Below are 22882 nucleotides of genomic sequence, written 5' to 3'. Positions count from 1 at the left end.
CTTCAGCTTTCCGGCCCGCCATGACAGACACGACGCATCCACGCCTCAACCCGCTGCATCTCGCCGCCGCCTTCGCCAGCGGCTGCCTTTTGACATTGATGGTGCATTTCAACGGTCAGCTTGCCCATTACGGCAATGCGCTGTTTTCCTCCTGGACAGCGCATGGAACCGGCACGGTGGCCGCCCTGATCTATCTCGCCATCATGCGCCCGAAGAAAGACGCAGCAGCGCCGGCAAAACCGAAAGCGCCGCTCTGGGCCTATTGCGGCGGGGTGGTGGGTGCCGCCATCGTCATCCTCACTTCCACCGCCGTCAATTCGCCGCTGGCGCTTTCCGGCACCATTGCGCTTGGGCTTGGCGGACAGGTGATCTTCAGCCTCCTGGCTGATCTTTTCGGCCTCTTCGGCCTGCCCAGAAGAAAGCCGGACCTGCGGGACATGGCGGCGGTGGCCCTGATCCTCTGCGGCAGCGCGCTTATCATCCTTGTGGGGAGAACGGCATGACACTCTGGATCGCCATGGCCTTTACAGGCGGCGTCTTCGTGGCGCTGAGCCGCCAGATCAACGGCCGCCTCAGCCTGTCGAACTCGCCGCTCATCGCCTCTTTCTGGAACCACATTGTCGGTTTTGGTGTGCTGACCGTCATCGGCCTCATCGTCGGCGACCTCATTCCGCCGGGCGCGGCCGATGCGCCATGGCTCGCCTTTATCGGCGGCCCGATCGGGGTCGTTTTCATCGCTTCGGGAAGCTGGCTCATACCGCGCATCGGCGCGGTCAATACCGCCCTTCTGGTCATCAGCGGCCAGATGGTTTCAGGCGTGGTTCTTGATCTTTTCAGCGATCATCCACCGAAAATCTGGGCAAGCGCACTTGGGATTCTGCTGATCCTGGCCGGCATGGTGCTCACACAGCGGCGCAGTCGCTAAAGCATTTTCAGTAAAAATGCGCAGCGGTTTTACGTCCGGAAAATGCGTAGGACTTAAGAAAGCTCAGGAGTCGCTGCCGCGCGAGAACATGCCGATCAGGGTCTTGCCACCGCTTTTACCGCCGCTGCTGGCAAGTGTCGGCCGGTTGCCGTTCAGCTTCGGCACCACCACCATGCGCTTGACTTCGCCGCGCTTGAAGGCCGCAAGGAAGCGCGAATAATCCCGGAACACCACGCAGCCATTCGATTCGCCGCGTTTCGCCAGCATGTAGGTGTGCGCCAGAAGACCGTCGCGGCCGTGCGGGTTGACGCCGTTTTCCGGTGTCAGGCGAATGGCTTCCACGCCGTGGAACCGCGCCTCACGCATGGTCAGACGATAGCTGGAGGGCGGCGTCGAACCGCGCATTCTCACATGCACGTAATCGGGGTTGTCACGCATCTTGCCGATGCCGGAATGCGCTTCCAGCTTTTCTCCATTCGGCATGTGCACGACACCGGAGGAAATATCGTAGATCGCCGTGCCGTTGCCGCGATCCGGCCACGGAACCGCATCCATCTTGCTCGGCTCGCGTATCGGATTATCAGGCTTTGCAAAGGCGAGCATGGCGCCGGTGCTCTGCTTGGGCGGCGCAGGTGCGCGAAGGGGAACCGGCGCATCAAAAGCAGGCGCAGAAGCAACCTCGGCCCTGGACGGTGTAGCGGGACGCGGTGACGGCTCGACCGCCTGAGCCGTCGCGACTTCAGGACGGAAGCTCGGAAGCGGCACGTCATCGGGCAGCAGGCTGCTTGCTTCTTCCTCGATCTGCGGCCGCGCCAGCGCCACTTCAAATGCCGGATGTTGCGGAACGGCGCTCTGATAGGCGACCTCGGAGGTGCGTCCAAGCGCCGAATCGACAATTGCCGAGGGCTTGAGCGTGGCAAGTTCCTTCACGGTCGCCTGCCCTTTCGCATTCGCCGCCGCACCGAAGCGCTCGCCGAACTCCTTCGCACCGATCTCGGGCATGATGCCGGCAAGGCGAACAGCCTTCTGCTGGCCGTGGCTGTGGTCGCTCAAACGGGAAAACTTGCGGATGTGAATATCTCGCGCTGCCGTGCGGGCAATCGCCGTTTCAGCCGAATCGAGCCTCGTCACCAGGGTCTTTTCAAACTGTCCGACACCATGCGAGGCAGCGGCCATGCTGTGCAGCGAGGCAAAGGCTGCGACTGCGAAAAGGCTGGCAAAAACGCCGCCGCCGAGAAGCGCGGACATCCGTCCGAGCGAAGAGGATTTGCCTCCCTTGGCGGAAGACGAACCGGCAAAGCCGGCACCATTATAGGCCGCAGCAGAAAACGCCATGATACTCGTTACTCGAACCGTTCACGCATACCCGGCCGACGCCGGAGGGATTTTGGGACATCCGAAGAGCGGGCGGACACCACGCCGGTTTCGGAATTGACTGGTTCGAAGCATGACGAATTATGGTAACCAAAGTGTTTACGAGTCCCTGCAAAAATATTTCGTTAAGGTCTGCGCATTGTAAGGCGAAGGGAAAACAATGACTTGCGCGGGTACTGCGTGCATCCGCACTGCATCGTCCCGGGAAATGCCCCTTAAAGAGGCGTCATCAGCCTTAAAATTTCCGTCGCCGCACTGTCAGGTAAATTCCGACTTGGCCGGAAATTTGCTGCAAATGCGGCAGGACTGCGACAGGGCGAGCCCCTGCCGGAAAGACGCGTGCCTGCAGGATAGGTCGAAAGGGGCTTGATCCGCCAAAGCCGGCTTGGCATCCTGCCCTCAAAAGGGAGGCACATCATGAAGGCGCTGCTGCTCATCGATATCCAGAACGGGTTTTGCCCGGGCGGCAACCTGGCCGTTGCCGATGGCGACCAGGTCGTGCCCATCGCCAATGCCCTGATCGACAATGGCGGTTACGATCTCATCGTCGCCTCGCAGGACTGGCACCCGGAAAATCACGGCAGCTTCGCCTCGCAGCATCCCGGCAAGAAGCCCTTCGACATGGGCGAACTCTCCGGCAAACCGCAAATGATGTGGCCGGACCATTGTGTGCAGGGCACGTCGGATGCGGAATTCCACCCGGATCTGAAGACGGAAAACTTCGATTACATCCAGCAGAAGGGCGAAAACCCCGCCGTCGACAGCTATTCCGCCTTTCGCGACAATGACCAGGGCGCGACGACGGGACTGGCCGACTATCTGAGCCGCCAGGGCGTCACGCAACTCGACGTCTGCGGCCTCGCCACCGATTACTGCGTCAGCTTTTCGGTCCTCGATGCCCTCGACATGCTGCCTGATGTGAAAGTGCGTTTCATCGAAGATGCCAGCCGCGGAATCGATTCCCAGGGCATCAAGGCCGCGATTACCACCATGCGGGAAAAGGGCGCAATCGTTCTCAAAAGCCGCGACATATTGCGGGATTAGGCCCCGTTCCTGTGCTCGTCACAGGGATGAGGAAGGAGAGTGCCGTTACCGCGGCTTCGCCTTCTCCAGCACGTCGATATCGCCCGCCGCATCCTCAAGGCGTCTCAGGATCGCCGCATGCGCATCCCGAAGCCCTTGATTGTAAAACACATATCCCATTTCTTCGGCCAGAAAATCGACGAATATCTCCGCCTGTAGATGGCCGATCTCGGTTTCGGTCTCACGGGCAAGATAATCCCTGATACGTGCGGCCAGCGCGGCCTTTTCCTGCTTTTCCAGCATCGATCTTCCATCGTCTGACTGTTGAGGTGCGCGGGAAGACGGCGGTGAAGCCGCCCGGCACCGGCCATATGGGGCGATACCGTAACGGAAGCTTCAAGTTAATCAATCGATCCATTCATGCAATTCGTTTGCCAGCCGGCCGGCACGGCGATAGAGCGGCGGGCAAGGAGTTTCCAGACATGTTCAATGCAGATTTTCGCGAGGGATTGAAGAGCGGTTTCCCGATCGCCCTCTCCGCCGCCCCCTTCGGTGCGCTGTTCGGCGCGGTCGCAGTCGATAACGGGCTGAGCGTCACCGAAGCCACGATCATGAGCGGCACCGTCTATGCGGGCGCAAGCCAGCTTGTCGGTATCGAACTGTTCGGCCAGAAGGTTGCACCCTGGCTGATCGTTCTTTCCGTCTTCGCCGTCAATTTCCGCCATATCCTCTATTCGGCTGCCATTGCCCGGATGATCTCGAACTGGTCTTTCCTGCAGAAGGCCGCGGGTTTCTTCGTGCTGGTGGATCCGCAATTCGCCGAATCGGTCAGGAAATACGAGAATACTGGCACGGTGGGCTTTTCCTGGTACATGGGCTTTGCCGCGCCCGTCTATGTGCTGTGGCTGGCCATGACCATCCTCGGCGCATCGCTCGGCAATATGGTCGGCGATCCGAAAGCCATTGGTCTCGATGTGCTGCTGCCGATCTATTTCATGGGCATGGTATTAAGCTTCCGCCAGCGGGAGAATTTCTACCCTGTCATGCTGGCAAGCGCGGTTGGCGCAACGGTTGCATATCACATCGTCGGTTCACCGTGGCATGTGAGCCTCGGCGCAGTCGCCGGAATTCTCGTCGCGGTCCTTTATCCGCCGAAACCGAACGGCGGGACGAATTCTGAAAGCGGGGTGGAAACGCCATGAGCGATATGCTGCACACCGATACGCTGATCCTGATCGCGCTCGCCGCCATCGCCACCTACCTCACCCGCATCGGCGGTTATGTGCTGATGACGCGGATGAAATCCATCCCGCCGCGCATGGAGGCGGGACTGAACGCCGTTCCGGTCGCGGTTTTGACCACGCTCGTCGCACCCGCCTTTTTTGAAGGCGGGTACGAGGTGAAGATCGGCATGGTGGCGGCGCTTCTGGTCTGTCTGCGGTTTCCCGGCCTGACGATGCTGGCCGTCGGCTGGGCCATCGTCATCGCCATCAGGCATTTCGGGCTGCTTTAAGCGACCCGCTCCAATGGCTTCGTGGCGGCAACGAGCCACGCCTTAACCTCCTCGTCGGTGATCAACGGAGAAAGCTTCTCCAGAACCCCGGCGTGATAAGCGTTCAGCCAGTTGAGTTCTTCTTCTGTCAGGAGAGCGGTGACCACCAGCCTGCGGTCGATGGGGCACCAGGTCAGCGTCTCGAAGGAGAACATCGGCTGGTCCCCGCCAGCCACCTCTTCCGCCTCGCGCACAAAAATGAGGTTCTCGATGCGGATGCCAAAAGCGCCGGGCCGGTAATAGCCCGGCTCGTTGGACAGGATCATGCCGGACAGCAGTTCCTGCGTCGAAAGCCGCGAAATACGCTGCGGCCCCTCATGCACCGAAAGATAGGAGCCGACGCCGTGGCCGGTGCCATGGGCGTAATCCGCTCCCGCTTTCCAGAGCGCGATGCGCGCCAGCGGATCGAGATCGCAACCGCGCGTTCCCTTGGGAAACCGTGCGGTGCTGATGCCGATCATGCCCTTCAGCACCAGTGTGAAGAAACGCTTCTGCTCGTCCGGAACGGCGCCGATAGCAACCGTGCGGGTAATATCAGTGGTGCCGTTGACATATTGCGCACCGGAATCGACGAGAAACATCTCCCCATCAGCAAGTGTGCGGTCCGTATCCGTCGTGACGCGGTAATGGATGATGGCGGCATGTTCGCCGGCGCCTGAAATCGTGTCGAAAGACACGTCCTTGAGCGGGTTTTGCAGCCCCTGCCCCACCTTGACGCGAGCGGCCTCCAGCGCCCTGACGGCGGCGATTTCGGTAACGCTGCCGGGCTGCTGGCGGTCCAGCCAGCAGAGATATTCGACCATGGCCGCCCCATCCTGCACATGGGCGGCTGCCGAGCCGGCCAGCTCCGCCTTGTTCTTGCGCGCGCGCGGCAAGCGGACAGGATCAGCCTCCTCGATCAGGGCGCCACCCGCCGCGGTGATTGCGCCGGTCAGCGCCACCGGCGTCAGATCGGCATCGACCATCACCCGCCCCTTGGCGCTGGCAATGGCGTGCAGGCGATCTGCGATCTTCGACGGCGGCAATTGTGTCGCGAGCTGCGCCAGATAGGCTTCGGTCTCGATGCCGGTCTTGCGCTTGTCGAGAAAAATATCCGCCCTGCCATCCGCATAGATGATGGCGCGAGCGAGCGGATGCGGCGTATGCGGCACGTCATTGCCGCGAACGTTGAAAATCCAGGCGATGGACGACGGATCGGTAACCAGCAGGGCATCCGCGCCCTTTGCCGAGACCGTTTCCGCCAGCGAGGCGATCTTTTCCTTCGCCAGCTTACCGGTAAAGGCCTCGGGCTGGATAACGACAGGCTCAAGCGGCTCGGATGGACGATCCCGCCACAGGGCATCGAGCGGGTTCTTCTCGAGGAGAACGACCGAGCCGCCCTTGCCGGCAAGCACCTTTTCCAGCCGCTTCAACTCCGCGCCGGTGTGCAGCCACGGATCGATGCCGAGCCGGAAACCCTGTGGGGCATGTTCGGCCAGCCAGACGGAGGGCGGCGCGCCAACCAGATCGCCGCCGCTGAAGACCGATTGATCGACCTGCGACTTCAGCTGCGTCGTATAACGGCCATCGACAAAAACCACCGCCTGCGTGCGTGTCACCAGCGCAATCCCGGCGGAACCGGTAAAGCCGGTCAGCCATGAGAGGCGCTCGGCGCACTCAGGCACATATTCTCCCTGATATTCATCGGCGCGCGGCACCAGAAAACCGTCGATGCCGAGGGCGTCGAAACCGGCGCGCAGCGCCTCGACACGGGCCTTGCCGAATTGGGGCGCGGATTTGTTTTCGAAGGTCTGGAACATGAGCGTCTTTCGGGAACTGTCATGAGAAAAACTGGACGGTCGCGCCATCAAATCATTGGCGCGCAACGACAATGCCATGCGGACAAAGCCGGTTTCAAGCCATATATGACAGATGGGATTGCGGCGATAAATTGTGCATGTTTCGCGAAATAAGTAATACTCAAGGCAATATGCCATGCGAAAAACGCATATCTACCCTGAGATATCCCCTCTAACCAAACAAAAACACATCGCTTATCTTGAGGGCAACACAGCGAGAGAGACACTCTCCTGGCAAACAAGGATTTGAAGCAATGGCAAAATCTTTCCTCCGCACCGCCTTCGATCGCGTCGTTGAAGCACGCGAGCGTCAGGTCAGCCGCCACGTCAACGCCGCCCTTCTGAACCTCGACGACAAGTCGCTGGAAGCGCTCGGCATGAACCGCGCCGATCTGCGTCGCAAGGCAAAGTCCAGCTACGTATTCTGATAATGTCCGGTGCGGAGATCCTCCCTCCGCCGCACCGAACAGGAATACGTCGACCCGCTTGAGCAAACTCCTCCCATGTGCTCGCGGGTTTCCAGGCGGCGCGAAAGCGCCGCCTTTTCTTTTGCCCGAAAGGGATGCTGCGGAAGCTTCAGTCCTTGCGCAGGTGCAGCGTCACCCAGCCATTACGCCAGATCGTGCGAACATGGGAAAGCCGCGCGCCATTATAGGCGGAAAGCACTTTCCAGCGCTGCGACGCCAGAATGCCGGACAGGATGACGGTGCCGCCGGGCGCCAGATGCGTGACGAGCTGCGGCGCCATCTTGATGAGCGGCCGCGCCAGAATATTGGCGATGATGAGATCGAACGGGCCGTGCTTGCGGAAGGCGTCCGAGTGGAAGCCCGGCGCAGTCTCCAGCGCCATCCCGGAGACGATGCCGTTCAGCCGCACATTCTCCTTCGCCACCTTCACGGCGATGGGGTCGATATCCGTCGCAAGCACGGGAATGGGACGCATCTTGCGCACCGCAATCGCCAGAACGCCGCTGCCGGTGCCGAGATCGAGCGCATTGCGCACGGTCCGCGCCCGCAGAACCTCCTCGATCATCTCAAGGCAGCCGGCCGTCGTGCCGTGATGGCCGGTGCCGAAAGCCTGTCCCGCCTCGATTTCGATTGCCAGATCGTTCGCCCGTACCTTGTCGCGATCATGGGCGCCATGCACGATGAAACGCCCTGCCCTGACCGGCTTCAGCCCCTCGAGCGACTTGGCGATCCAGTCGACGTCAGGAACGGTCTCCTTCTCGATGACGAGACCGGGAAAGGCAGGAGCAAGCAGCGCGCTGACACGCTCGCGGAACTCTTCTTCCTGATCGGCCATGAGATAGACCGAGGCTTCCCAGATATCGCGCTTCTCATCCACCTCGGTGGTGGCGATCGCGACATCCTCCTCGCCGAAATAGTCCGACATGAGATCGAGGATTTCACCCGCCTGGATTTCGGTCGTTGTGACGTAAAGTCGGATTTCGCTCACGGCGGGCTGCTTTCTCTGGCTAATAGTTCTGTGTCTGCCTTTGCCACAAAACCGCAGTCAGTCCAATAAGCCGCGCGTAATTAAACCTTCGTACCCTTCAGAAGATTCTGAAGTTTCTGCTCGGCGACATCGGGATTTTCACCATAGGCAATCGTCCCCGCAAACCGGCCATTGGCATCGAGCAGGATGACGGACGCCGTGTGATCCATGGTGTAATCGCCATTCGGATCCTTCTCGTCCACCGGCACCTTCTTGGCATAGATGCGGTAACCCTTCAGCGTCTCGGCAATTTTGTCGGCCGGGCCGGTGATGCCCGTGATCCGCTTCGAGACGTTGGAGACATATTGCTGCATGATCTCAGGCGTATCGCGCTCGGGATCGACAGAGACAAAATAGGCCTGCAGCTTGTCGCCGGCCGGGTCCACCTTCTCCATCCAGCCGTTCAGCTCGAACAGGGTTGTAGGGCAGACCTCCGGGCAATGGGTGAAACCGAAGAACAGCGCTGTCGGCTTGCCCTGAAAGGCTTTTTCGGTAATCGGCTGGCCGGTTTGCGCCGTCAGTTCGAACGGCACGCCATAGGCCGTCTCCACCATCTGCTCCCGGGTTTTTGTCATTTCGATCGTCAACCAGCTGACGACACCGGCGAGAACGAGCACGACGGCCCACAATACGATGCGAATATTTCTCATTTTCCAATCCTACCCCGAAAGCCGGCGGCATGTCGCAGGCCTGGCAGACAGATAACGAAAGGCGGTGGCGACGGCAAATCAACTGGGCGTATTTGAGCCGACCGCGCTGATTTGTCACAAATCCGCAACCGGGAAAACGTCAGAGGCACCAGGCGATGCCGCTCTGCACCGTGGACAGGAAAATATCCGTGCCATGCCGCACCCAGCCGTCAAAGGCAAGAAGCACGACGGCAAGCGAGGCTATAGCGGCAAGACTTGCCAGAATAAACTTCAGCGGATGGGAAACGAGCGCGTTCATATGCCTATCATACCCTGTTTGCGTGGGCGCGAAAACCGCCAAAATACTGGGTTTTGCCGGCAGAACCGACGCAATTGTTAGGGAAAGTTTAAAATCTTGCTGTGCATTATGACCATAGCGGTTTTTAAAGCCTCGACATGATGTCTCCCGGTCCATTCTCCGGCCACCGCATAAAGCTCAATCCTGCGCGGGCCTGTTAGAGAGCCATCAGAGGAAACCTGCCGTCATGTCCAACGCCATCAAGCAATCCGGCGCATATCTCGAAATCGTTTCCTTCCATCTGGGCGATCAGGAATTCTGCATCGACATCATGGCGATCCGCGAAATCCGCGGCTGGGCGCCGGTTACCCCGATGCCGCACACGCCGCCCTATGTTCTTGGCCTCATCAACCTGCGCGGCGCCGTCATTCCCGTCATCGACATGGCCGGCCGCCTCGGCATGAAAATGACCGAACCCTCCGAACGCTCCGCCATCATCGTCACCGATATCGGCGGCAAGCTGGTCGGCCTTCTGGTGGAACAGGTCTCCGACATGATGACCATCCGCTCCGAAGACCTGCAGCCCGCGCCCGATATCATTCCGGAAGAACAGCGCAGCTTCTGCCGCGGCATCGTGGCGCTGGAAAAGAGCATGGTCTGCTTCCTCAACCTCGACACGGTCATTGCCGACGAACTGGCGCGCGAAGCAGCCTGATCCAAGCATCGATAGGGTAATTGCAGGGGCGAGCCTTACGGCTTGCCCTTTTCCCATGTGACCTGCTGGTTATAGAGCGGCACCGTGGAAATCGCCATCTTGGCCGAACCGTCAGTCAGCTCCCGTGCATGCACCAGATAGATAAGCGTGTCATTGGCCTTGTCATAGACGCGGCTGACGACCAGCTTCTTCCAGACCAGCGACATGCCCTGTCGGAACACTTCTTCCCCGCCCTTCGAGAGATCGATATCGCCGATCTCCACCGGTCCCGTCTGGCTGCAGGAAATGGCGTTGTTTGATGGGTCTTCAAACCAGTTGCCGTTCTTCAGCCGGTCGATGACGCCGCGCTCGAAATAGGTCACATGGCAGGTCACGCCCTTGATCTTCGGATCGGCAATCGCCTCGATGACGATGTCGTTGCCGATCCAGTCGACGCCAACTTCACCGACAACCTGCGAATGCGCGGCAGTGACCGGAAGCAATGCCAGAAAGCCCGCAAACAAACCCGACAGAGTTTTCATCGTCATCGCATCTTCTCCGTTACGCTGCTTCAAACATAAGTGCGCGGAACGGTTACGCAACCCGGGAGACGGCGCGTTTTTTCATGCTGCAGGGCTGGTAGCCGGTGGAGGTGAGACGGCCTGCGACCATGCCGATCTTCTCCGGCAGGTCGCGGATATGGGTGACACGCAGCGCCTTGGCCGCCGCAATCGACGCCGCCGCGCAGACAACGGCATCTTCGGCGGCATTATGGTGCACGAAACGCAGCTGGAGGTGATGGGCAATGACATTCAGCTTATGCGATTCAAGCTGCGGCCAGACGTGCCGGGCGATCTTGACGCTGCACAGATAAGAAAGATCCGGATAGGACTGCCGGTACTTGTCGAACGACGCCCGCATGACGCTGAAATCGAAGGCGGCATTATGGGCGATCATCGTCGCACCGTGGAAGTCGTCGATGAACTCCTCCATCACCTCAGGGAATTCCGGCGCGTCCTCGACATCGGCAGGGCGAATCCCGTGTACGGCGATGTTGAAGGGCGAAAACCGCATGTCCTTCGGCCGGATGAGACGCTCCTCGACGCGAACGATCTCGCCGTCCTCTATCCAGGCAAGCCCGACGGAGCAGGCGCTGCCCCGTTCCTCATTGGCGGTCTCGAAATCGATGGCGATGGTTTTCAAGAGTGATTCCCGTTGTTTCATTCCGGCATAAACCGGATTTACCTCAAAGAGAACCGGCCTCGGCTGATCGCGCCTCCGAAAGCATCCAGTCGATGAGCGTCACCAGATCGGGATTATCGAGCATACGCCTGGGATAAACGAGGAAATAGGCAAGCGTGCTGGCCATGTCCTTGCCGAAGGGGGCGATCAATGCGCCTTCCGCAAGCTCGCGGGAAACGAGCGAACGCCGGGTCAGCGCAATGCCGTGCCCGGCCTTGGCCGCATCCAGCGCGCCGTTGCTGTCGATGAAGACGGTGCCGCCGGAGGCGTCGACATCACGCGCGCCCGCCGCCTCCAGCCAGCGCCGCCATTCATTGCGGTTTTCATCATGCAGCAGGGGAACGGACTTCAGATCACCCGCCTCCTGAAGCGGCCCGTATTTTTCAAGAAGCTGCGGCGAGCAGACCGGCAGCGTGCTGTCATCGATGAAGCGGATACTCTCAAGCCCTTCATACCGGCCAAAACCATGCCGCACCGCCAGATCGACGTCGTCCCTTGAAAAATCCACCAACCGGTTCGTCACGCTGATGCGGACATCCACATGCGGGTGTTGCTGCTGGAAGGCCGGCAATCGCGGCATCAACCATTGCACGGCGAAAGTCGGGGTGCAGCTGAGCGTCAGAACGGTGATTTCGGAGCGCGCCGTCAGTTCAGCCGTCGCCTCGCGCATCATCCGGAAGGCAGTGCGAAGCGCGCCGTAATAACGTTCCCCTTCACGCGTCAGCTGGATGCTGCGCGGTTTGCGGGAAAAAAGCTGCACACCGAGCCGTGCCTCCAGCTCCCGGATTTGCAGGCTGACCGCGCCCGGCGTGACATTCAGCTCATTGGAAGCAAGCGTGACGCTGCGATACCGCGCTGCGGCCTCGAAGGCCTGCAGTCCTTTCAAAGAAGGAAGTTCGGTTGCCATAATTTAGCTCATCTCAATTATCGCACGAGAAACAATCGTTTGAAAACACCATAAAACAGGGAGTAAATAGACGCAATAAGACCTGAAACGCACTAAAAACCGCCCATCTTCGGTTTGAGGTAAACTCAACCGATATCGGGTGGATGGCGGCGATCCCGCCTGCGATCATGTCGATGCTCATGCTTTGGGAGATGATGATGGCGATACAGAAACAGATGGATGCCAGTGAATGGGCGATGCTTGTCGCGCTTTCGCTCCTGTGGGGCGGATCATTCTTTTTCATCGGTGTTGCGGTCAAGGAATTGCCGCCCGTCACCATCGTCACGCTGCGTGTCAGCCTTGCGGCGATCGCGCTTCTGTTCGTCTGCCGCATCATGGGCCTTCGCCTGCCGCGAGAATGGACGGTGTGGCGTGCGTTTTTCGGCATGGGCCTGCTGAATAACATCATTCCCTTCTGCCTGATCGTCTGGGGTCAGACCCATATTGCCAGCGGGCTTGCCTCGATCCTCAATGCCACGACGCCGCTTTTCACCGTCATCGTCGCCCATTTTCTGACCGCCGACGAGAAGATGACCGGCAACAAGCTCACCGGCGTGCTGATCGGCTTTGTCGGCGTGGCGACCATGATCGGCCCGGCCGCCTTTACCGGCTCATCCGGTCTATGGGGCCAGATCGCCATTCTTGGCGCGGCCGTCTCCTATGCCTTTGCCGGCATTTTCGGCCGCCGCTTCAAGGCCATGGGCGTGCCGCCACTGATGACCGCCACCGGCCAGATTTCCTCTTCAACGCTGATGCTGATCCCGGCCGCCCTTCTCATCGATAAACCTTGGACACTCGCCATGCCGAGCCTCGGCACATGGGGCGCGCTGATCGGCATCGCCCTGTTGTCGACAGCGCTCGCCTACCTCATCTTCTTCCGTATTCTTGCCAGCGCCGGCGCCACCAACCTTGCCCTCGTCACCTTCCTCATCCCCGTCAGCGCCATCCTGCTCGGTTCGCTGCTGCTCGGGGAGCAACTGGAAATGAAGCACTTCGCCGGCATGGCAATGATCGCCGCCGGTCTTGCAGCGATCGACGGCAGGCTTCCGGCAAAACTCAGAAGCCTGCTGCGCAACGCACCGGCTTGACAGCGCTACACGGCAAAAGCATTCTGCGCGCATGATCGCGAAACAGAACACCACCCGTCGCCATACCATCACCGGCCACCCGGCAGGGAAAGGTATGGCGTCGCGTTAAGCGATCCATTTCCACCCTGCCAATAGAGCAGGGTTTGCAAGCCTGCTCCCATACCACCCAAGGAGACAGGCATGCAGAACGTGAAATTTGCCGATAATGAAGATGATCAGTTCCAGTTACGCGACATCCTCCTGCGCGCGCCACGTCTGGATGATGCCGAAGCCCTGACCGAACTGTTCAACCTGCCGGGCGTCCGTCACGGCACACTGCGGCAACCTTTCCAGTCTGTGGAAAAGACCAGGAAGGCGATGGAGAACCGCGGTCCGAACGATATTTCGATCATAGGAGAATGGCGCGGAAAGGTCGTCGCCAATGGCGGACTGTTTCGCAGGGCCGGACGACAGGCCCATATCGCCGATCTGGCGATCAGCGTTCACGACGATCTCGCGGGAAAAGGGGTAGGGTCGCACCTTCTTGGGGCGCTGATCGACACCGCCGATAATTGGCACGATATCCGCCGCATCGAACTCAATGTCTTCACCGACAATCTTCCGGCAATCCGGCTTTACGAAAAATTCGGTTTCGAACGCGAAGGCACCCTGCGCAACGATGCCTATCGTGATGGAAAATTCGTCGATGCCCATGTGATGGCACGACTTCGATAGGCGCTTTCAGCGTAGTAAGTGATCCGCAAACACTTCCCGAATGGTCCGTCGCGACCATTCGGCCATTTTTTCGTTCCGGTCGCGCTCGGCATCCAGCACGATCAGCGCCTTCCACAGCGCCCAGCCGCGCCCGCGCTGCCATGTGGCATCATCAAGCTCCAGCGCCCGGCGAAAAACGGCGCGGCTTTCGGCATTGAGTACATTCCAGGCGAGAATGAGATCGGAAGATGGATCGCCGACGCCCGAACCGCCGAAATCGATGACGGCTGAAAGGCGGCCGTCCTGCATCAGCAGATTGCCCTCGGCAATGTCGCCATGCACCCAGACACCCCGCCCCTGCCAGCGGCTGGAAAGCGCCAGTTGCCAGATCTCCATGGCCAGCGCATGATCTACCTCATCGGCAAGGCGTGCTGCCGAGGCCCGCGCCTCCCCGTCATAGACCGAGAGGGACCCGCCGCGATGAAAGTTATGCGCGCCCGCGCGTGGGCCATCCGAAGCATCCACGCCGTGCAATGTTTTCAAAAACGCGGCGACATCAATGGCGAACGTCGAAAGATCGACGCGCCCCAGATGCCGTGCCATAGGTTCGCCTTCAAGCCAGCGGTAGACGGACCAGCAGAACGGATAGTCCTCTCCCGGCTTTCCCAGCGCCAATGGTGCAGGGATCGGGAAAGGCAGGAACGGCGCAAGCGCCGGCAGCCACCGGTGCTCCTTTTCCACCTGTGCAACATAACGGGCGGCACTCGGCATGCGGATCAGCATATCGTCACCGAGACGAAAACTGCGATTATCCCAGCCGCTCAGTTCGACCGGCCGGACATCGAGATCAGCCCATTGCGGAAACTGGCTGGTGACCAGCGCCCGAACCTGCTGTGGCGTGACGACAATACGGTCATCCATACTGTGCTCTCCGTCTCAGGCGCAAAGCTTTAGCGGCAGAGGACAACATCGCCATGACGGCGCATCAGCCGCCGATCAGCGCCAGCCACTCGTCCTCGTCCATGGTCTGCACGCCCAGTTCAGTCGCCTTGGCAAGCTTGGAACCGGCCCCCGGCCCTGCCACCAGAATATCGGTCTTTTTCGAGACGGAACCTGCAACTTTGGCGCCGAGGCTTTCGGCCCGGGCCTTCGCCTCATCGCGGGTGAACTTTTCCAGCGAGCCCGTAAACACGACCGTCTTGCCTGCCACCGGGCTGCCTTCGGTGGAGGGCTTCTCGGCCTCCTTCGGGCGAAGCTCCCGTATCAGCCGGTCGATGACATCGAGATTGCGTGGTTCCTTGTAGAACTCGATGATCGCGCGGGCCACCACCTCGCCGATGCCGTCAATGCTGTTAAGCTCGGCCCAGGCATCGCTCGCCGGATCGGCCGCCGCCTTCATGGCCTCCTCGAAATGCTCATAGGTGCCGTAGGAGCGCGCCAGAAGCTTCGCCGTGGTTTCTCCCACATGACGAATACCGAGTGCGAAGATCAGCCGGTGCAGGTCGATCTCGCGGCGGGCATCGATGGCGTCGAACAGCTTCCTGACACTGACCTTGCCGAAGCCGTCGATATTTTCGAGCTTGGTGAGCGTAGACGCCTCCTGCCGAACCTTCAGCGTAAAAATATCCGGTGCGGTCTTGATCGACAGAGTGGGATCGTCGCTTTCGAAGAAGAAGTCGATCTGCTTGGTGCCAAGCCCTTCGATATCGAAGGCATTGCGCGAGACGAAATGTTTCAGGTGCTCCACGGCCTGCGCCCGGCAGACGAAACCGCCGGTGCAGCGCGTGACCGAATCGAGCTTGCCGGTCTTTTCGTTGCGCTCCCGCACCGCATGGCTACCGCAAACCGGACATTTCTCTGGGAATGCATATTTCACAGCCTCGGCCGGGCGCTTTTCCAGAAGCACATCCAGCACTTGCGGAATGACGTCCCCGGCGCGCTGCACAATGACCGTGTCGCCAATGCGTATATCGTGGTCCTCCGGGCGGATGCGCTCGCCGCTATTGCCGATACCTTCGATATAATCGGCATTATGCAGTGTCGCATTGGTGACGACGACACCGCCGACGGTGATCGGGGTAAGTCTGGCAACCGGCGTCAGCGCCCCGGTGCGTCCCACCTGGATTTCAATATTCTCAACCGTGGTAAAAGCCTGTTCGGCCGGAAACTTGTGCGCGGTCGCCCAGCGCGGGCTGCGCGAGCGGAAGCCCAGTCTCTCCTGAAGGTCGAGCCGGTCGACCTTGTAGACCACACCGTCGATATCGTAGTCGAGATCGGGCCGGGCGACGCCGATTTCATTATAATGTTCAAGCAATTGTTGGGCTGAGGTGAATCGCTTCATCAGCGGATTGACCGGAAAACCCCAGGCCCGGAATTTCTCGACAATACCATATTGCGTATCGGCGATGCGCGTCGGCTGGCCGCCATTCGAGACCTCGCCAAGCGCATAGGCAAAGAACCTGAGCTTGCGTTTCGCCGTCACATTGGCGTCGAGCTGGCGCAGCGAACCGGATGCCGTGTTGCGCGGGTTCACATATGTCTGCTTGCCTTCGGCCTCCATCTGAGCGTTGAGCGCCATAAAGTCGCTCTTGGCCATATAGACCTCACCACGAACCTCCACCACATCGGGCGCGTCCGAAGGCAGCTCGTTCGGGATTTCCTTGATGGTCCTGATATTGGCGGTGACGTTTTCGCCCGTCGTGCCGTCACCACGCGTCGCCGCGGTCTTCAGCCTGCGGTTCTCGTAGCGGATCGACATGGAAAGCCCGTCGATCTTCGGTTCAGCCGTAAAGGCGATGGAGTCATCAGGCAGATGCCCGAGGAAGCGATAGACGGAACTGACGAAATCGCGCAGATCCTCTTCCGAAAACGTATTGTCGAGCGAGAGCATCGGCCGCGCATGCACGATGGGCGCAAAGGTCGGAAGCGGCGCAAAGCCGACTTTCTTCGATGGGCTGTCGGCCCGCACCAGCGCTGGAAAAGCCGTCTCGATGGCATCGTTGCGCCGTTTCAGCGCATCATAATCGGCGTCCGAAATCTCCGGCGCGTCCTTGCCGTGGTAAAGGGCATCATGGCGCGCAAGCTCGGCCGCCAGAAATGCGAGCTCGGAAGAGGCTTCAGGCTCGGTGAGGTTTTCGACGGATTTCTGGTCTTGCGACATGACGGCCTCTTTTCGGAATTACCGAACGCTTTTAGCCGAAATAACAAACATTAAAAACAGTTTTGCCGCTGGACTCACAACACCGAACGACGCTCCCACGGCATTGTCGCGAAAGGTCAGTCCTTGGCTGCGAGCAGACGAGCGGCCGCAGCCCTCGCCTCGTCCGTTACCGATGCGCCGGCGAGCATACGGGCGATTTCTTCGGTGCGGTGTTTCGGCTCCATGGTGGCCACGCGCGTCGCGATACGCTCGCTGCCGTCGCCGGATGGGCCCTTGGAAATGAGGAGATGAGTGGCCGCCCGTGCCGCCACCTGCGGCGCATGGGTGACGGACAGGACCTGCACGGTTTTCGACAGTCGGCGCAGCCGCTGGCCGATGGCATCCGCCACAGCGCCGCCAACGCCAGTATCGATTTCATCGAACACCAGCGTCGGCGCCGAACCGCGATCGGCGAGCGCCACTTTCAACGCCAGCAGGAAACGGGACAGTTCGCCACCTGATGCGACCTTCATGATCGGACCGGGACGCGTGCCCGGATTGGTCTGGACGTGAAATTCCACGGTATCGATACCGTCGGCCGTCGCCTGCTCAGGATCGGAGGTCACCTCGACGGTAAATCGCGCCCGCTCCAGCTTCAGCGCCGGAAGCTCGGCCATGACAGCGTTGGAAAGCGCTTCCGCCGCATTGCGGCGTTTGTCGGAAAGCGACTGCGCGGCACGGTCGAAGTCGGCCTTTACGACGCCGAGATTGGCCTCGAGCTTGCCGAGCTTCTCTTCACCGGCATCGAGATCAGCGAGATCGGCCACCATTTTTTCGGCGAGAGCCGGAAGGTCTGGCACGGCGACATTATATTTGCGGCCAGCGGCGCGCAGCGCAAAAAGGCGCTCTTCCACCCGCTCCAGCTCGCGCGGATCAAATTCGGTGCGGCGCAATGCCGCCTCCACTTCCATCTGCGCATTGGAAAGGTTGTCCAGTGCTGCATCCAGCAATTGCACGGTGTCTTCGAGCAGGCCGGGAGCCTCGTGGCTCTTGCGCTCAAGCCGGCGCATCATGGATGCAATGACAGGCACGGGAGAGGCATTGCCGTTCAGGAATTCGCTGGCCTCGGCAATATCGCCGGCGATGCGTTCGGATTTCTGCATCACCGCCCGGCGCTCTGCCAGTTCTTCCTCTTCACCGTCACGCGGCGAGAGCGTTTCCAGTTCCTCAACGGAAGAGCGCAGGTAATCCGCCTCGCGCGCCGCCGCCTCCACCTTGGCGCGGTGCGTCTTCAGAGCCCGGTCAGCATCTTTCCAGGTGCGGTGGAGACCCTGAACAGCGCGAGCCTCATCGCTCAGCCCGGCAAAGGCATCCAGCAGCGTGCGGTGGGCATCGGTGTCGACAAGCGCGCGATCATCATGCTGGCCGTGGATTTCGACCAGGAATTGGCCGAGCTGGCGCATCATCTGCACGCTGATGGCCTGATCGTTGATATAAGCCTTGGTGCGCCCGTCGGAGGATTGCACGCGGCGGAAAATCAGGTCGCCGTCGTCATCGAGACCGTTTTCGCGCAGGAGAAGCCGGGTCGGGTGATTGCTCGGGACCTCGAAAGTGGCGGTAACCTGTCCCTTTTCTTCACCGTGGCGCACAAGGCCGCCATCGCCGCGGCCGCCAAGCGCCAGCGAGAGACTATCGAGAAGAATGGATTTGCCCGCACCCGTCTCGCCCGTCAACACGGAAAGGCCTGCCTCGAAACCGAGGTCAAGCCTTTCGATCAGAACGATATCGCGAATCGAGAGCTGGACCAGCATGGCCTATGCCCCGTCTCAGGCGCCGATAAGCTTCTTACCGGCGCGCGAAATCCAGGACCCCTTGTTTTCACGCGGCTCCAGCCCCTGACCCTTCAGCAGCTTGTAGGAATCCGCATACCATTGGCTATCAGGATAGTTGTTGCCGAGAACGGCGGCCGCTGTCTGCGCTTCGTCCACCAGGCCCATGGCGTAATAGGCTTCGGTCAGACGCGCCAGCGCTTCCTCGATCTGGTTGGTGTTCTGGTACTGCTCGACGACGATGCGGAAACGCGAAACGGCGGCGAGATATTCCTTGCGCTCAAGGTAATAACGACCAACCTGCATTTCACGGCCGGCGAGCTGGTCGCGGGCGAAACGGATCTTGGCCTGTGCGTCGGCGACATATTCCGAATCGGGGTAGTCGTTGACGACCTTGTTCATAGCCTCGACGGTGCGCTGTGCTGCGCGCTGATCCTGCGTCACGTCGGAAATCTGCTTCGAATAGGCAAGGCCGATCATGTACTGAACATAAGCGGCGTCCTTCGAGCGCGGATATTGTCGCAGGAAGCGGCTGCCATTCGTGATGGCCACATCGTTCTTGTTGGTGCGCGTAGCAATGAAGGTCTGCATGACAAGCGCCTTCTGGCCCCATTCGGTAAAGGGATATTGCTTGTCGATCGCCTCGAACTTGCGTGAGGCCTCCGTCATGTTGCCGGCGTTCATGTTGGCAAGCCCCTGCTTGTACAGAACATCAGGCGGATCGGATTCGAAGCCGAGCTTGGTAATGTCGATATCCGGATCGGACTGGCAGGCCGTGACGACAACACTTGCGCCGACCAACATCAACGAAACGGCGATCCCCCGCATCGTACCCTTCATTGCACCAGACCCTACATGCTTCATTCGACAGTTCCCACTTCCCGCGCAAATACATAAGCATCGGCTTTGCACTGGCGTTCTAGCCATAAAAGCATCCGCAGGGCAACGCAATGATGACGCATTAACGCATTTTTATGGCATCGACCCATGCAATCGCATGAATATCAGACGATATAACGCAACTTCTTGTTCGCATCACGAAAAAGCCGCCCCAAGGGGAGCGGCTTTTTCTGTCAATTGATAGCCTGCGAAGGAACTCAAGCAGACCAGGGTGCGAATTCCGGCATGTTGACCGCAACGAATTCGCGGGCGCGTACCATCTGGTTGCGGGCAGCCGGAGCCTCGACGATCTCGTAAGCGGTGCGGTCGCTCAGCAGGGCCTTCAGCGCATTCGCATTGACCTTGTGGCCGCCGCGATAGGACCGGTAGCAACCGATGAACTGCGCGCCGGCAAGCGCCAGGTCGCCCACGGCGTCCAGCGTCTTGTGACGGACGAATTCATCCTTGGCGTAACGCAGGCCTTCCATGTTGATGACGCTGTTGTCGTCGGAGATGACAACCGAGTTCTCAAGCGAGGAGCCGAGTGCGTAACCGGCAGCCCACAGGCGCTCAACATCACGCATGAAGCCGAAGGTGCGGGCGCGCGACAGTTCGTTCTTGAACGTATCCGCCGTCAGGTCGCCCTTCCAGGACTGCTTGCCGATCAGCGGCGTGTCGAAATCGATGTCGACTTCAAAACGCGTGCCGTCATAGGGACGGAACTCCGCCCAGGACGCGCCCGAATCGATGCGCACCGGCTTGGTGACGCGAATGTAACGGCGCTTCACGCCGAGGTTCTTGATGCCAACAGATTCGATCGCTTCGATGAAAGGTGCGGAGCTGCCGTCCATGATCGGCGCTTCCGGACCATCGACCTCAACGACAAGGTTATCAAGACCCATGGCGTAGATGGCAGCCATGACGTGCTCGATCGTCGCTACTGACTGGGAGAGCGAACGGCCGAGCACGGTGCACAGATCGGTATTGCCGACATTGGCCGAAACCGCCTTAAGCTCTGTAACGCTGCCATTATCGTGAAGGCGGTGGAAGACGACGCCCGTTCCGGCTTCTGCAGGCTGGAAGGTCATCGAGACCGGATTGCCGGAATGCACGCCAATGCCTTTAAGCTGAACAGCATGTGCGATAGTTGTCTGAAATCCGAGCAGTCCGATAGTCATGCGTCTATGCCTTGTTTTGCAAACCGCGCTGCTTCAGCCAGCGCCGTTCAAGTTTTTCAAGCCGGTTTTTAACGACCGGAAAAGTCAATCTGTTCCTTCACCCAGCCTCATACATACGCACATGTAGGTGCCACGACAAATCACTGTTCGTTTCGGATTGTTACATGCGCAAGCCATTGAAAAAGCGAATTAATTTAGTGTTAATAACGTAAAATAAACAAAACGCCCGGATCGTGTGATCCGGGCGTTTCAAGGGGCTTATGGAATCGCCTTTAGTTGGACTGGCGGCGCAGGAAGGCCGGGATTTCCAGCTGGTCATCGTCGTGATGGCTGGACGAGGCAGGCGTTGCACGGCCGTGGTCGTCAAGCTGGCCGCGACGCGGTGCGTAGAGGCTTGCTTCCGGCGAAAGCGGTGCGCGGCGCTGCTGAGGAGCCATGCTCGGCGCATCCATCATGTCGGACGGAACTTCTTCCTCTTCACGGCGACCAAGCGAGTTGGTGATGCGCTTCAGAAGACCCATCGGGCCACGCTCTTCCTGTGCGGCAGGAGCGGCATGGGTGCGGTGGTCCAGCTCGGCCTTTACGACCGGCGGGAAGTCTTCGACCTTCGGCATGCGAACCGGCTCGGGCTGACGGGCAACCGGAGCAGGCTCCTGGTAAACCGGCGCCTGCGGCGGCTGCATCCGCGGAGCCTGTGCGGCAACCTGTTCCGGAGCATGATAGACCGGCGCCTGCGCAACCGGCGCCGGAGCGGCCTGCTGAACCGGCTGGGCCGGACGGAGGGCGGCCGGCGCTTCAGCCGGGGAAGATGCGAACAGCTTGCTCTGCGGACGGAAATCCTGGGCGGGCTGCTGGTGTGCGGCGAAACCGAGTTCACGTTCCATTTCGGCTTCCGCCGAACGAATGGTCTGAGCGATCGGGTCTACGGCCTTCGGTGCCTGCGAGACTGCTGCAGGCTGAACTGCGGCCGGAGCCGAAGCAACGGCCGCGGAAGGACGGATAAGCGGCTTGGCAACGGCAGCTGCGGCGCGCATATCGGCAATGTTCTGTTCGCCAACGCCAGCAACGCGGTCAATGCCGGTTGCGACGACGGAGACGCGGATGAGGCCTTCCAGCGCTTCATCGAAGGTAGCGCCGAGGATGATGTTGGCATCCGGGTCGACTTCTTCGCGGATACGGGTTGCAGCCTCGTCGACTTCGAACAGGGTAAGGTCGCGACCACCGGTGATGGAGATCAGCAGGCCCTGCGCACCCTTCATCGAGGTTTCGTCGAGCAGCGGGTTGGCGATCGCCGCTTCCGCAGCCTGCATCGCACGGCCCGGACCGGAAGCCTCGCCGGTGCCCATCATTGCGCGGCCCATTTCACGCATGACCGAGCGAACGTCGGCGAAGTCAAGGTTGATGAGACCTTCCTTCACCATCAGATCGGTGATGCAGGCAACGCCGGAGTAAAGAACCTGGTCAGCCATGGCGAAGGCGTCCGCAAAGGTCGTCTTGTCATTGGCAATACGGAAAAGGTTCTGGTTCGGAATGACGATCAGCGTATCGACGGACTTCTGCAGTTCCTCGATGCCCTGTTCGGCAAGACGCATGCGGCGGCCGCCTTCGAAGTGGAAAGGCTTGGTGACGACGCCGACCGTCAGGATGCCCTTGTTGCGGGCTGCCTGTGCGACGACCGGGGCAGCGCCCGTGCCGGTGCCGCCGCCCATGCCGGCGGTGACGAAGCACATGTGGGTGCCGTTCAGGTGATCGATGATCTCATCGATGCACTCTTCAGCAGCAGCGCGGCCGACTTCCGGCTGCGAGCCGGCGCCGAGGCCTTCGGTGACGTTGACGCCGAGCTGAATGACCCTGTCTGCCTTCGTCATGGTCAGCGCCTGCGCATCCGTGTTGGCGACGACGAAGTCGACGCCCTGGAGGCCGGCCGTGATCATGTTGTTGACAGCGTTACCACCACCGCCACCGACACCGAAGACGGTGATGCGTGGCTTCAGCTCTGTGATATCAGGCTTCTGCAGCTGTATCGTCATTTTAACATTCCTTCTTTCTCTGGCCGCATCG

24 protein-coding genes are annotated in these 22882 nt (G+C 60.1%); 9 read left to right on the top strand and 15 right to left on the bottom strand.

Annotated features, from left to right (window positions below):
• The first annotated feature begins 20 nt into the window (after positions 1-20).
• Together WDZ78_RS10170 and WDZ78_RS10165 are read left to right on the top strand one after the other, a co-directional pair.
• The gene (locus WDZ78_RS10170) at positions 21-503 is read left to right on the top strand and encodes a DMT family transporter (RefSeq protein ID WP_004430816.1); all 483 of its coding nucleotides are present in this window, start codon (positions 21-23) and stop codon (positions 501-503) included.
• The gene (locus WDZ78_RS10165; protein ID WP_425672935.1) at positions 500-925 is read left to right on the top strand and encodes a DMT family transporter; all 426 of its coding nucleotides are present in this window, start codon (positions 500-502) and stop codon (positions 923-925) included. Before WDZ78_RS10170 ends, WDZ78_RS10165 begins: the two co-directional genes overlap by 4 nt.
• A 63-nt stretch (positions 926-988) precedes the next feature.
• On the opposite strand, the gene WDZ78_RS10160 is transcribed toward WDZ78_RS10165, so the two are convergent.
• Positions 989-2260 carry a tlde1 domain-containing protein gene (locus tag WDZ78_RS10160; RefSeq protein WP_425672934.1) on the bottom strand — a complete coding sequence of 424 codons (1272 nt, stop codon included), beginning with the start codon at positions 2258-2260 and terminating at the stop codon, positions 989-991.
• A gap of 456 nt (positions 2261-2716) precedes the next feature.
• Between WDZ78_RS10160 and pncA the strand changes: the two genes are divergently transcribed.
• A complete protein-coding gene (gene pncA / locus WDZ78_RS10155; protein WP_020009318.1) occupies positions 2717-3343 on the top strand; it encodes a bifunctional nicotinamidase/pyrazinamidase in 627 nt (208 codons plus the stop codon).
• Between the two features lie 45 nt (positions 3344-3388).
• Here pncA and WDZ78_RS10150 read toward each other — a convergent pair whose 3' ends face one another.
• Positions 3389-3625 (bottom strand): DUF2164 domain-containing protein, encoded by a 237-nt coding sequence (locus WDZ78_RS10150; protein ID WP_020009317.1) that lies wholly within the window; start codon positions 3623-3625, stop codon positions 3389-3391.
• A gap of 179 nt (positions 3626-3804) precedes the next feature.
• On the opposite strand from WDZ78_RS10150, the gene WDZ78_RS10145 reads away from it, so the two are divergent.
• Together WDZ78_RS10145 and WDZ78_RS10140 are read left to right on the top strand one after the other, a co-directional pair.
• Positions 3805-4524 carry an AzlC family ABC transporter permease gene (locus WDZ78_RS10145; protein ID WP_020009316.1) on the top strand — a complete coding sequence of 240 codons (720 nt, stop codon included), beginning with the start codon at positions 3805-3807 and terminating at the stop codon, positions 4522-4524.
• The gene (locus WDZ78_RS10140) at positions 4521-4835 is read left to right on the top strand and encodes an AzlD family protein (protein WP_065655824.1); all 315 of its coding nucleotides are present in this window, start codon (positions 4521-4523) and stop codon (positions 4833-4835) included. Before WDZ78_RS10145 ends, WDZ78_RS10140 begins: the two co-directional genes overlap by 4 nt.
• On the opposite strand, the gene WDZ78_RS10135 is transcribed toward WDZ78_RS10140, so the two are convergent.
• The gene (locus WDZ78_RS10135; protein WP_425672933.1) at positions 4832-6673 is read right to left on the bottom strand and encodes an aminopeptidase P family protein; all 1842 of its coding nucleotides are present in this window, start codon (positions 6671-6673) and stop codon (positions 4832-4834) included. The genes WDZ78_RS10140 and WDZ78_RS10135 overlap by 4 nt on opposite strands.
• Positions 6674-6966: 293 nt before the next feature.
• Here WDZ78_RS10135 and WDZ78_RS10130 point away from each other — a divergent pair, with 293 nt between their 5' ends.
• Positions 6967-7140 carry a hypothetical protein gene (locus tag WDZ78_RS10130; protein WP_003522343.1) on the top strand — a complete coding sequence of 58 codons (174 nt, stop codon included), beginning with the start codon at positions 6967-6969 and terminating at the stop codon, positions 7138-7140.
• Positions 7141-7288: 148 nt separating this feature from the next.
• Here WDZ78_RS10130 and WDZ78_RS10125 read toward each other — a convergent pair whose 3' ends face one another.
• From WDZ78_RS10125 to WDZ78_RS10115, 3 genes are all read right to left on the bottom strand, one after another.
• On the bottom strand, positions 7289-8167 hold the full coding sequence (locus WDZ78_RS10125; RefSeq protein WP_425672932.1) for a 50S ribosomal protein L11 methyltransferase: 879 nt from the start codon (positions 8165-8167) through the stop codon (positions 7289-7291).
• An 80-nt stretch (positions 8168-8247) separates the two neighbouring features.
• Positions 8248-8856, bottom strand: coding sequence for a cytochrome oxidase assembly protein Sco (gene sco / locus WDZ78_RS10120; protein ID WP_004430794.1), 609 nt, complete (start codon positions 8854-8856; stop codon positions 8248-8250).
• A gap of 139 nt (positions 8857-8995) precedes the next feature.
• Positions 8996-9154: a hypothetical protein gene (locus WDZ78_RS10115; RefSeq protein WP_425672931.1), complete on the bottom strand. Its 159-nt coding sequence runs from the start codon at positions 9152-9154 to the stop codon at positions 8996-8998.
• A 226-nt stretch (positions 9155-9380) separates the two neighbouring features.
• Between WDZ78_RS10115 and WDZ78_RS10110 the strand changes: the two genes are divergently transcribed.
• Positions 9381-9848: a chemotaxis protein CheW gene (locus WDZ78_RS10110; RefSeq protein WP_003522339.1), complete on the top strand. Its 468-nt coding sequence runs from the start codon at positions 9381-9383 to the stop codon at positions 9846-9848.
• A 35-nt stretch (positions 9849-9883) separates the two neighbouring features.
• On the opposite strand, the gene WDZ78_RS10105 is transcribed toward WDZ78_RS10110, so the two are convergent.
• From WDZ78_RS10105 to gcvA, 3 genes are read right to left on the bottom strand one after another with little or no spacing between them, the layout of a single operon-like run.
• Complete coding sequence (locus WDZ78_RS10105) at positions 9884-10375, bottom strand: CreA family protein (protein WP_020009310.1); 492 nt, start codon at positions 10373-10375, stop codon at positions 9884-9886.
• A 46-nt stretch (positions 10376-10421) separates the two neighbouring features.
• Positions 10422-11030 carry a 3'-5' exonuclease gene (locus WDZ78_RS10100; RefSeq protein ID WP_045016901.1) on the bottom strand — a complete coding sequence of 203 codons (609 nt, stop codon included), beginning with the start codon at positions 11028-11030 and terminating at the stop codon, positions 10422-10424.
• Between the two features lie 43 nt (positions 11031-11073).
• Complete coding sequence (gene gcvA / locus WDZ78_RS10095) at positions 11074-11976, bottom strand: transcriptional regulator GcvA (protein ID WP_425672930.1); 903 nt, start codon at positions 11974-11976, stop codon at positions 11074-11076.
• Positions 11977-12173: 197 nt separating this feature from the next.
• On the opposite strand from gcvA, the gene WDZ78_RS10090 reads away from it, so the two are divergent.
• A complete protein-coding gene (locus WDZ78_RS10090; protein WP_026363422.1) occupies positions 12174-13103 on the top strand; it encodes a DMT family transporter in 930 nt (309 codons plus the stop codon).
• 180 nt (positions 13104-13283) lie between these two features.
• Complete coding sequence (locus tag WDZ78_RS10085; protein ID WP_020009306.1) at positions 13284-13817, top strand: GNAT family N-acetyltransferase; 534 nt, start codon at positions 13284-13286, stop codon at positions 13815-13817.
• Positions 13818-13823: 6 nt separating this feature from the next.
• Here the strand turns inward: WDZ78_RS10085 and WDZ78_RS10080 are convergent, their stop codons facing one another.
• The 6 genes from WDZ78_RS10080 to ftsZ form a co-directional block, all read right to left on the bottom strand.
• Positions 13824-14717: an aminoglycoside phosphotransferase family protein gene (locus tag WDZ78_RS10080; RefSeq protein ID WP_425672929.1), complete on the bottom strand. Its 894-nt coding sequence runs from the start codon at positions 14715-14717 to the stop codon at positions 13824-13826.
• 64 nt (positions 14718-14781) lie between these two features.
• On the bottom strand, positions 14782-16956 hold the full coding sequence (gene ligA, locus WDZ78_RS10075; protein ID WP_425672928.1) for an NAD-dependent DNA ligase LigA: 2175 nt from the start codon (positions 16954-16956) through the stop codon (positions 14782-14784).
• A 116-nt stretch (positions 16957-17072) separates the two neighbouring features.
• Positions 17073-18746 carry a DNA repair protein RecN gene (gene recN, locus WDZ78_RS10070; protein WP_020009303.1) on the bottom strand — a complete coding sequence of 558 codons (1674 nt, stop codon included), beginning with the start codon at positions 18744-18746 and terminating at the stop codon, positions 17073-17075.
• A gap of 15 nt (positions 18747-18761) precedes the next feature.
• Positions 18762-19628: an outer membrane protein assembly factor BamD gene (locus WDZ78_RS10065; protein ID WP_004430771.1), complete on the bottom strand. Its 867-nt coding sequence runs from the start codon at positions 19626-19628 to the stop codon at positions 18762-18764.
• Positions 19629-19861: 233 nt separating this feature from the next.
• Entirely contained in the window at positions 19862-20821 is a 960-nt protein-coding gene (gene lpxC, locus WDZ78_RS10060) for a UDP-3-O-acyl-N-acetylglucosamine deacetylase (RefSeq protein WP_004430769.1), read from the bottom strand.
• 272 nt (positions 20822-21093) lie between these two features.
• Entirely contained in the window at positions 21094-22851 is a 1758-nt protein-coding gene (gene ftsZ, locus WDZ78_RS10055) for a cell division protein FtsZ (RefSeq protein WP_425672927.1), read from the bottom strand.
• Positions 22852-22882: the final 31 nt, after the last annotated feature.

The sequence above is a fragment of the Agrobacterium sp. M50-1 genome (assembly GCF_049843495.1).
GTDB classification, from domain to species: domain Bacteria; phylum Pseudomonadota; class Alphaproteobacteria; order Rhizobiales; family Rhizobiaceae; genus Agrobacterium; species Agrobacterium radiobacter.
Note: the sequence above shows the minus strand (reverse complement) of the source record. Positions and strands in the feature narration are given on the sequence as shown.

Excerpts from the sequence above, each read along its gene's own strand:
- WDZ78_RS10105 (WP_020009310.1), bottom strand. The coding sequence starts at position 10,375 with ATGACGATGAAAACTCTGTCGGGTTTGTTTGCGGGCTTTCTGGCATTG.
- gcvA (WP_425672930.1), bottom strand. The coding sequence starts at position 11,976 with ATGGCAACCGAACTTCCTTCTTTGAAAGGACTGCAGGCCTTCGAGGCC.
- WDZ78_RS10085 (WP_020009306.1), top strand. The coding sequence starts at position 13,284 with ATGCAGAACGTGAAATTTGCCGATAATGAAGATGATCAGTTCCAGTTA.
- WDZ78_RS10065 (WP_004430771.1), bottom strand. The coding sequence starts at position 19,628 with ATGAAGCATGTAGGGTCTGGTGCAATGAAGGGTACGATGCGGGGGATC.
- pncA (WP_020009318.1), top strand. The coding sequence starts at position 2,717 with ATGAAGGCGCTGCTGCTCATCGATATCCAGAACGGGTTTTGCCCGGGC.
- sco (WP_004430794.1), bottom strand. The coding sequence starts at position 8,856 with ATGAGAAATATTCGCATCGTATTGTGGGCCGTCGTGCTCGTTCTCGCC.
- ftsZ (WP_425672927.1), bottom strand. The coding sequence starts at position 22,851 with ATGACGATACAGCTGCAGAAGCCTGATATCACAGAGCTGAAGCCACGC.
- WDZ78_RS10130 (WP_003522343.1), top strand. The coding sequence starts at position 6,967 with ATGGCAAAATCTTTCCTCCGCACCGCCTTCGATCGCGTCGTTGAAGCA.
- WDZ78_RS10080 (WP_425672929.1), bottom strand. The coding sequence starts at position 14,717 with ATGGATGACCGTATTGTCGTCACGCCACAGCAGGTTCGGGCGCTGGTC.
- WDZ78_RS10145 (WP_020009316.1), top strand. The coding sequence starts at position 3,805 with ATGTTCAATGCAGATTTTCGCGAGGGATTGAAGAGCGGTTTCCCGATC.
- ligA (WP_425672928.1), bottom strand. The coding sequence starts at position 16,956 with ATGTCGCAAGACCAGAAATCCGTCGAAAACCTCACCGAGCCTGAAGCC.
- WDZ78_RS10160 (WP_425672934.1), bottom strand. The coding sequence starts at position 2,260 with ATGGCGTTTTCTGCTGCGGCCTATAATGGTGCCGGCTTTGCCGGTTCG.
- WDZ78_RS10115 (WP_425672931.1), bottom strand. The coding sequence starts at position 9,154 with ATGAACGCGCTCGTTTCCCATCCGCTGAAGTTTATTCTGGCAAGTCTT.
- WDZ78_RS10135 (WP_425672933.1), bottom strand. The coding sequence starts at position 6,673 with ATGTTCCAGACCTTCGAAAACAAATCCGCGCCCCAATTCGGCAAGGCC.
- WDZ78_RS10170 (WP_004430816.1), top strand. The coding sequence starts at position 21 with ATGACAGACACGACGCATCCACGCCTCAACCCGCTGCATCTCGCCGCC.
- recN (WP_020009303.1), bottom strand. The coding sequence starts at position 18,746 with ATGCTGGTCCAGCTCTCGATTCGCGATATCGTTCTGATCGAAAGGCTT.
- WDZ78_RS10090 (WP_026363422.1), top strand. The coding sequence starts at position 12,174 with ATGGCGATACAGAAACAGATGGATGCCAGTGAATGGGCGATGCTTGTC.
- lpxC (WP_004430769.1), bottom strand. The coding sequence starts at position 20,821 with ATGACTATCGGACTGCTCGGATTTCAGACAACTATCGCACATGCTGTT.
- WDZ78_RS10110 (WP_003522339.1), top strand. The coding sequence starts at position 9,381 with ATGTCCAACGCCATCAAGCAATCCGGCGCATATCTCGAAATCGTTTCC.
- WDZ78_RS10150 (WP_020009317.1), bottom strand. The coding sequence starts at position 3,625 with ATGCTGGAAAAGCAGGAAAAGGCCGCGCTGGCCGCACGTATCAGGGAT.
- WDZ78_RS10165 (WP_425672935.1), top strand. The coding sequence starts at position 500 with ATGACACTCTGGATCGCCATGGCCTTTACAGGCGGCGTCTTCGTGGCG.
- WDZ78_RS10140 (WP_065655824.1), top strand. The coding sequence starts at position 4,521 with ATGAGCGATATGCTGCACACCGATACGCTGATCCTGATCGCGCTCGCC.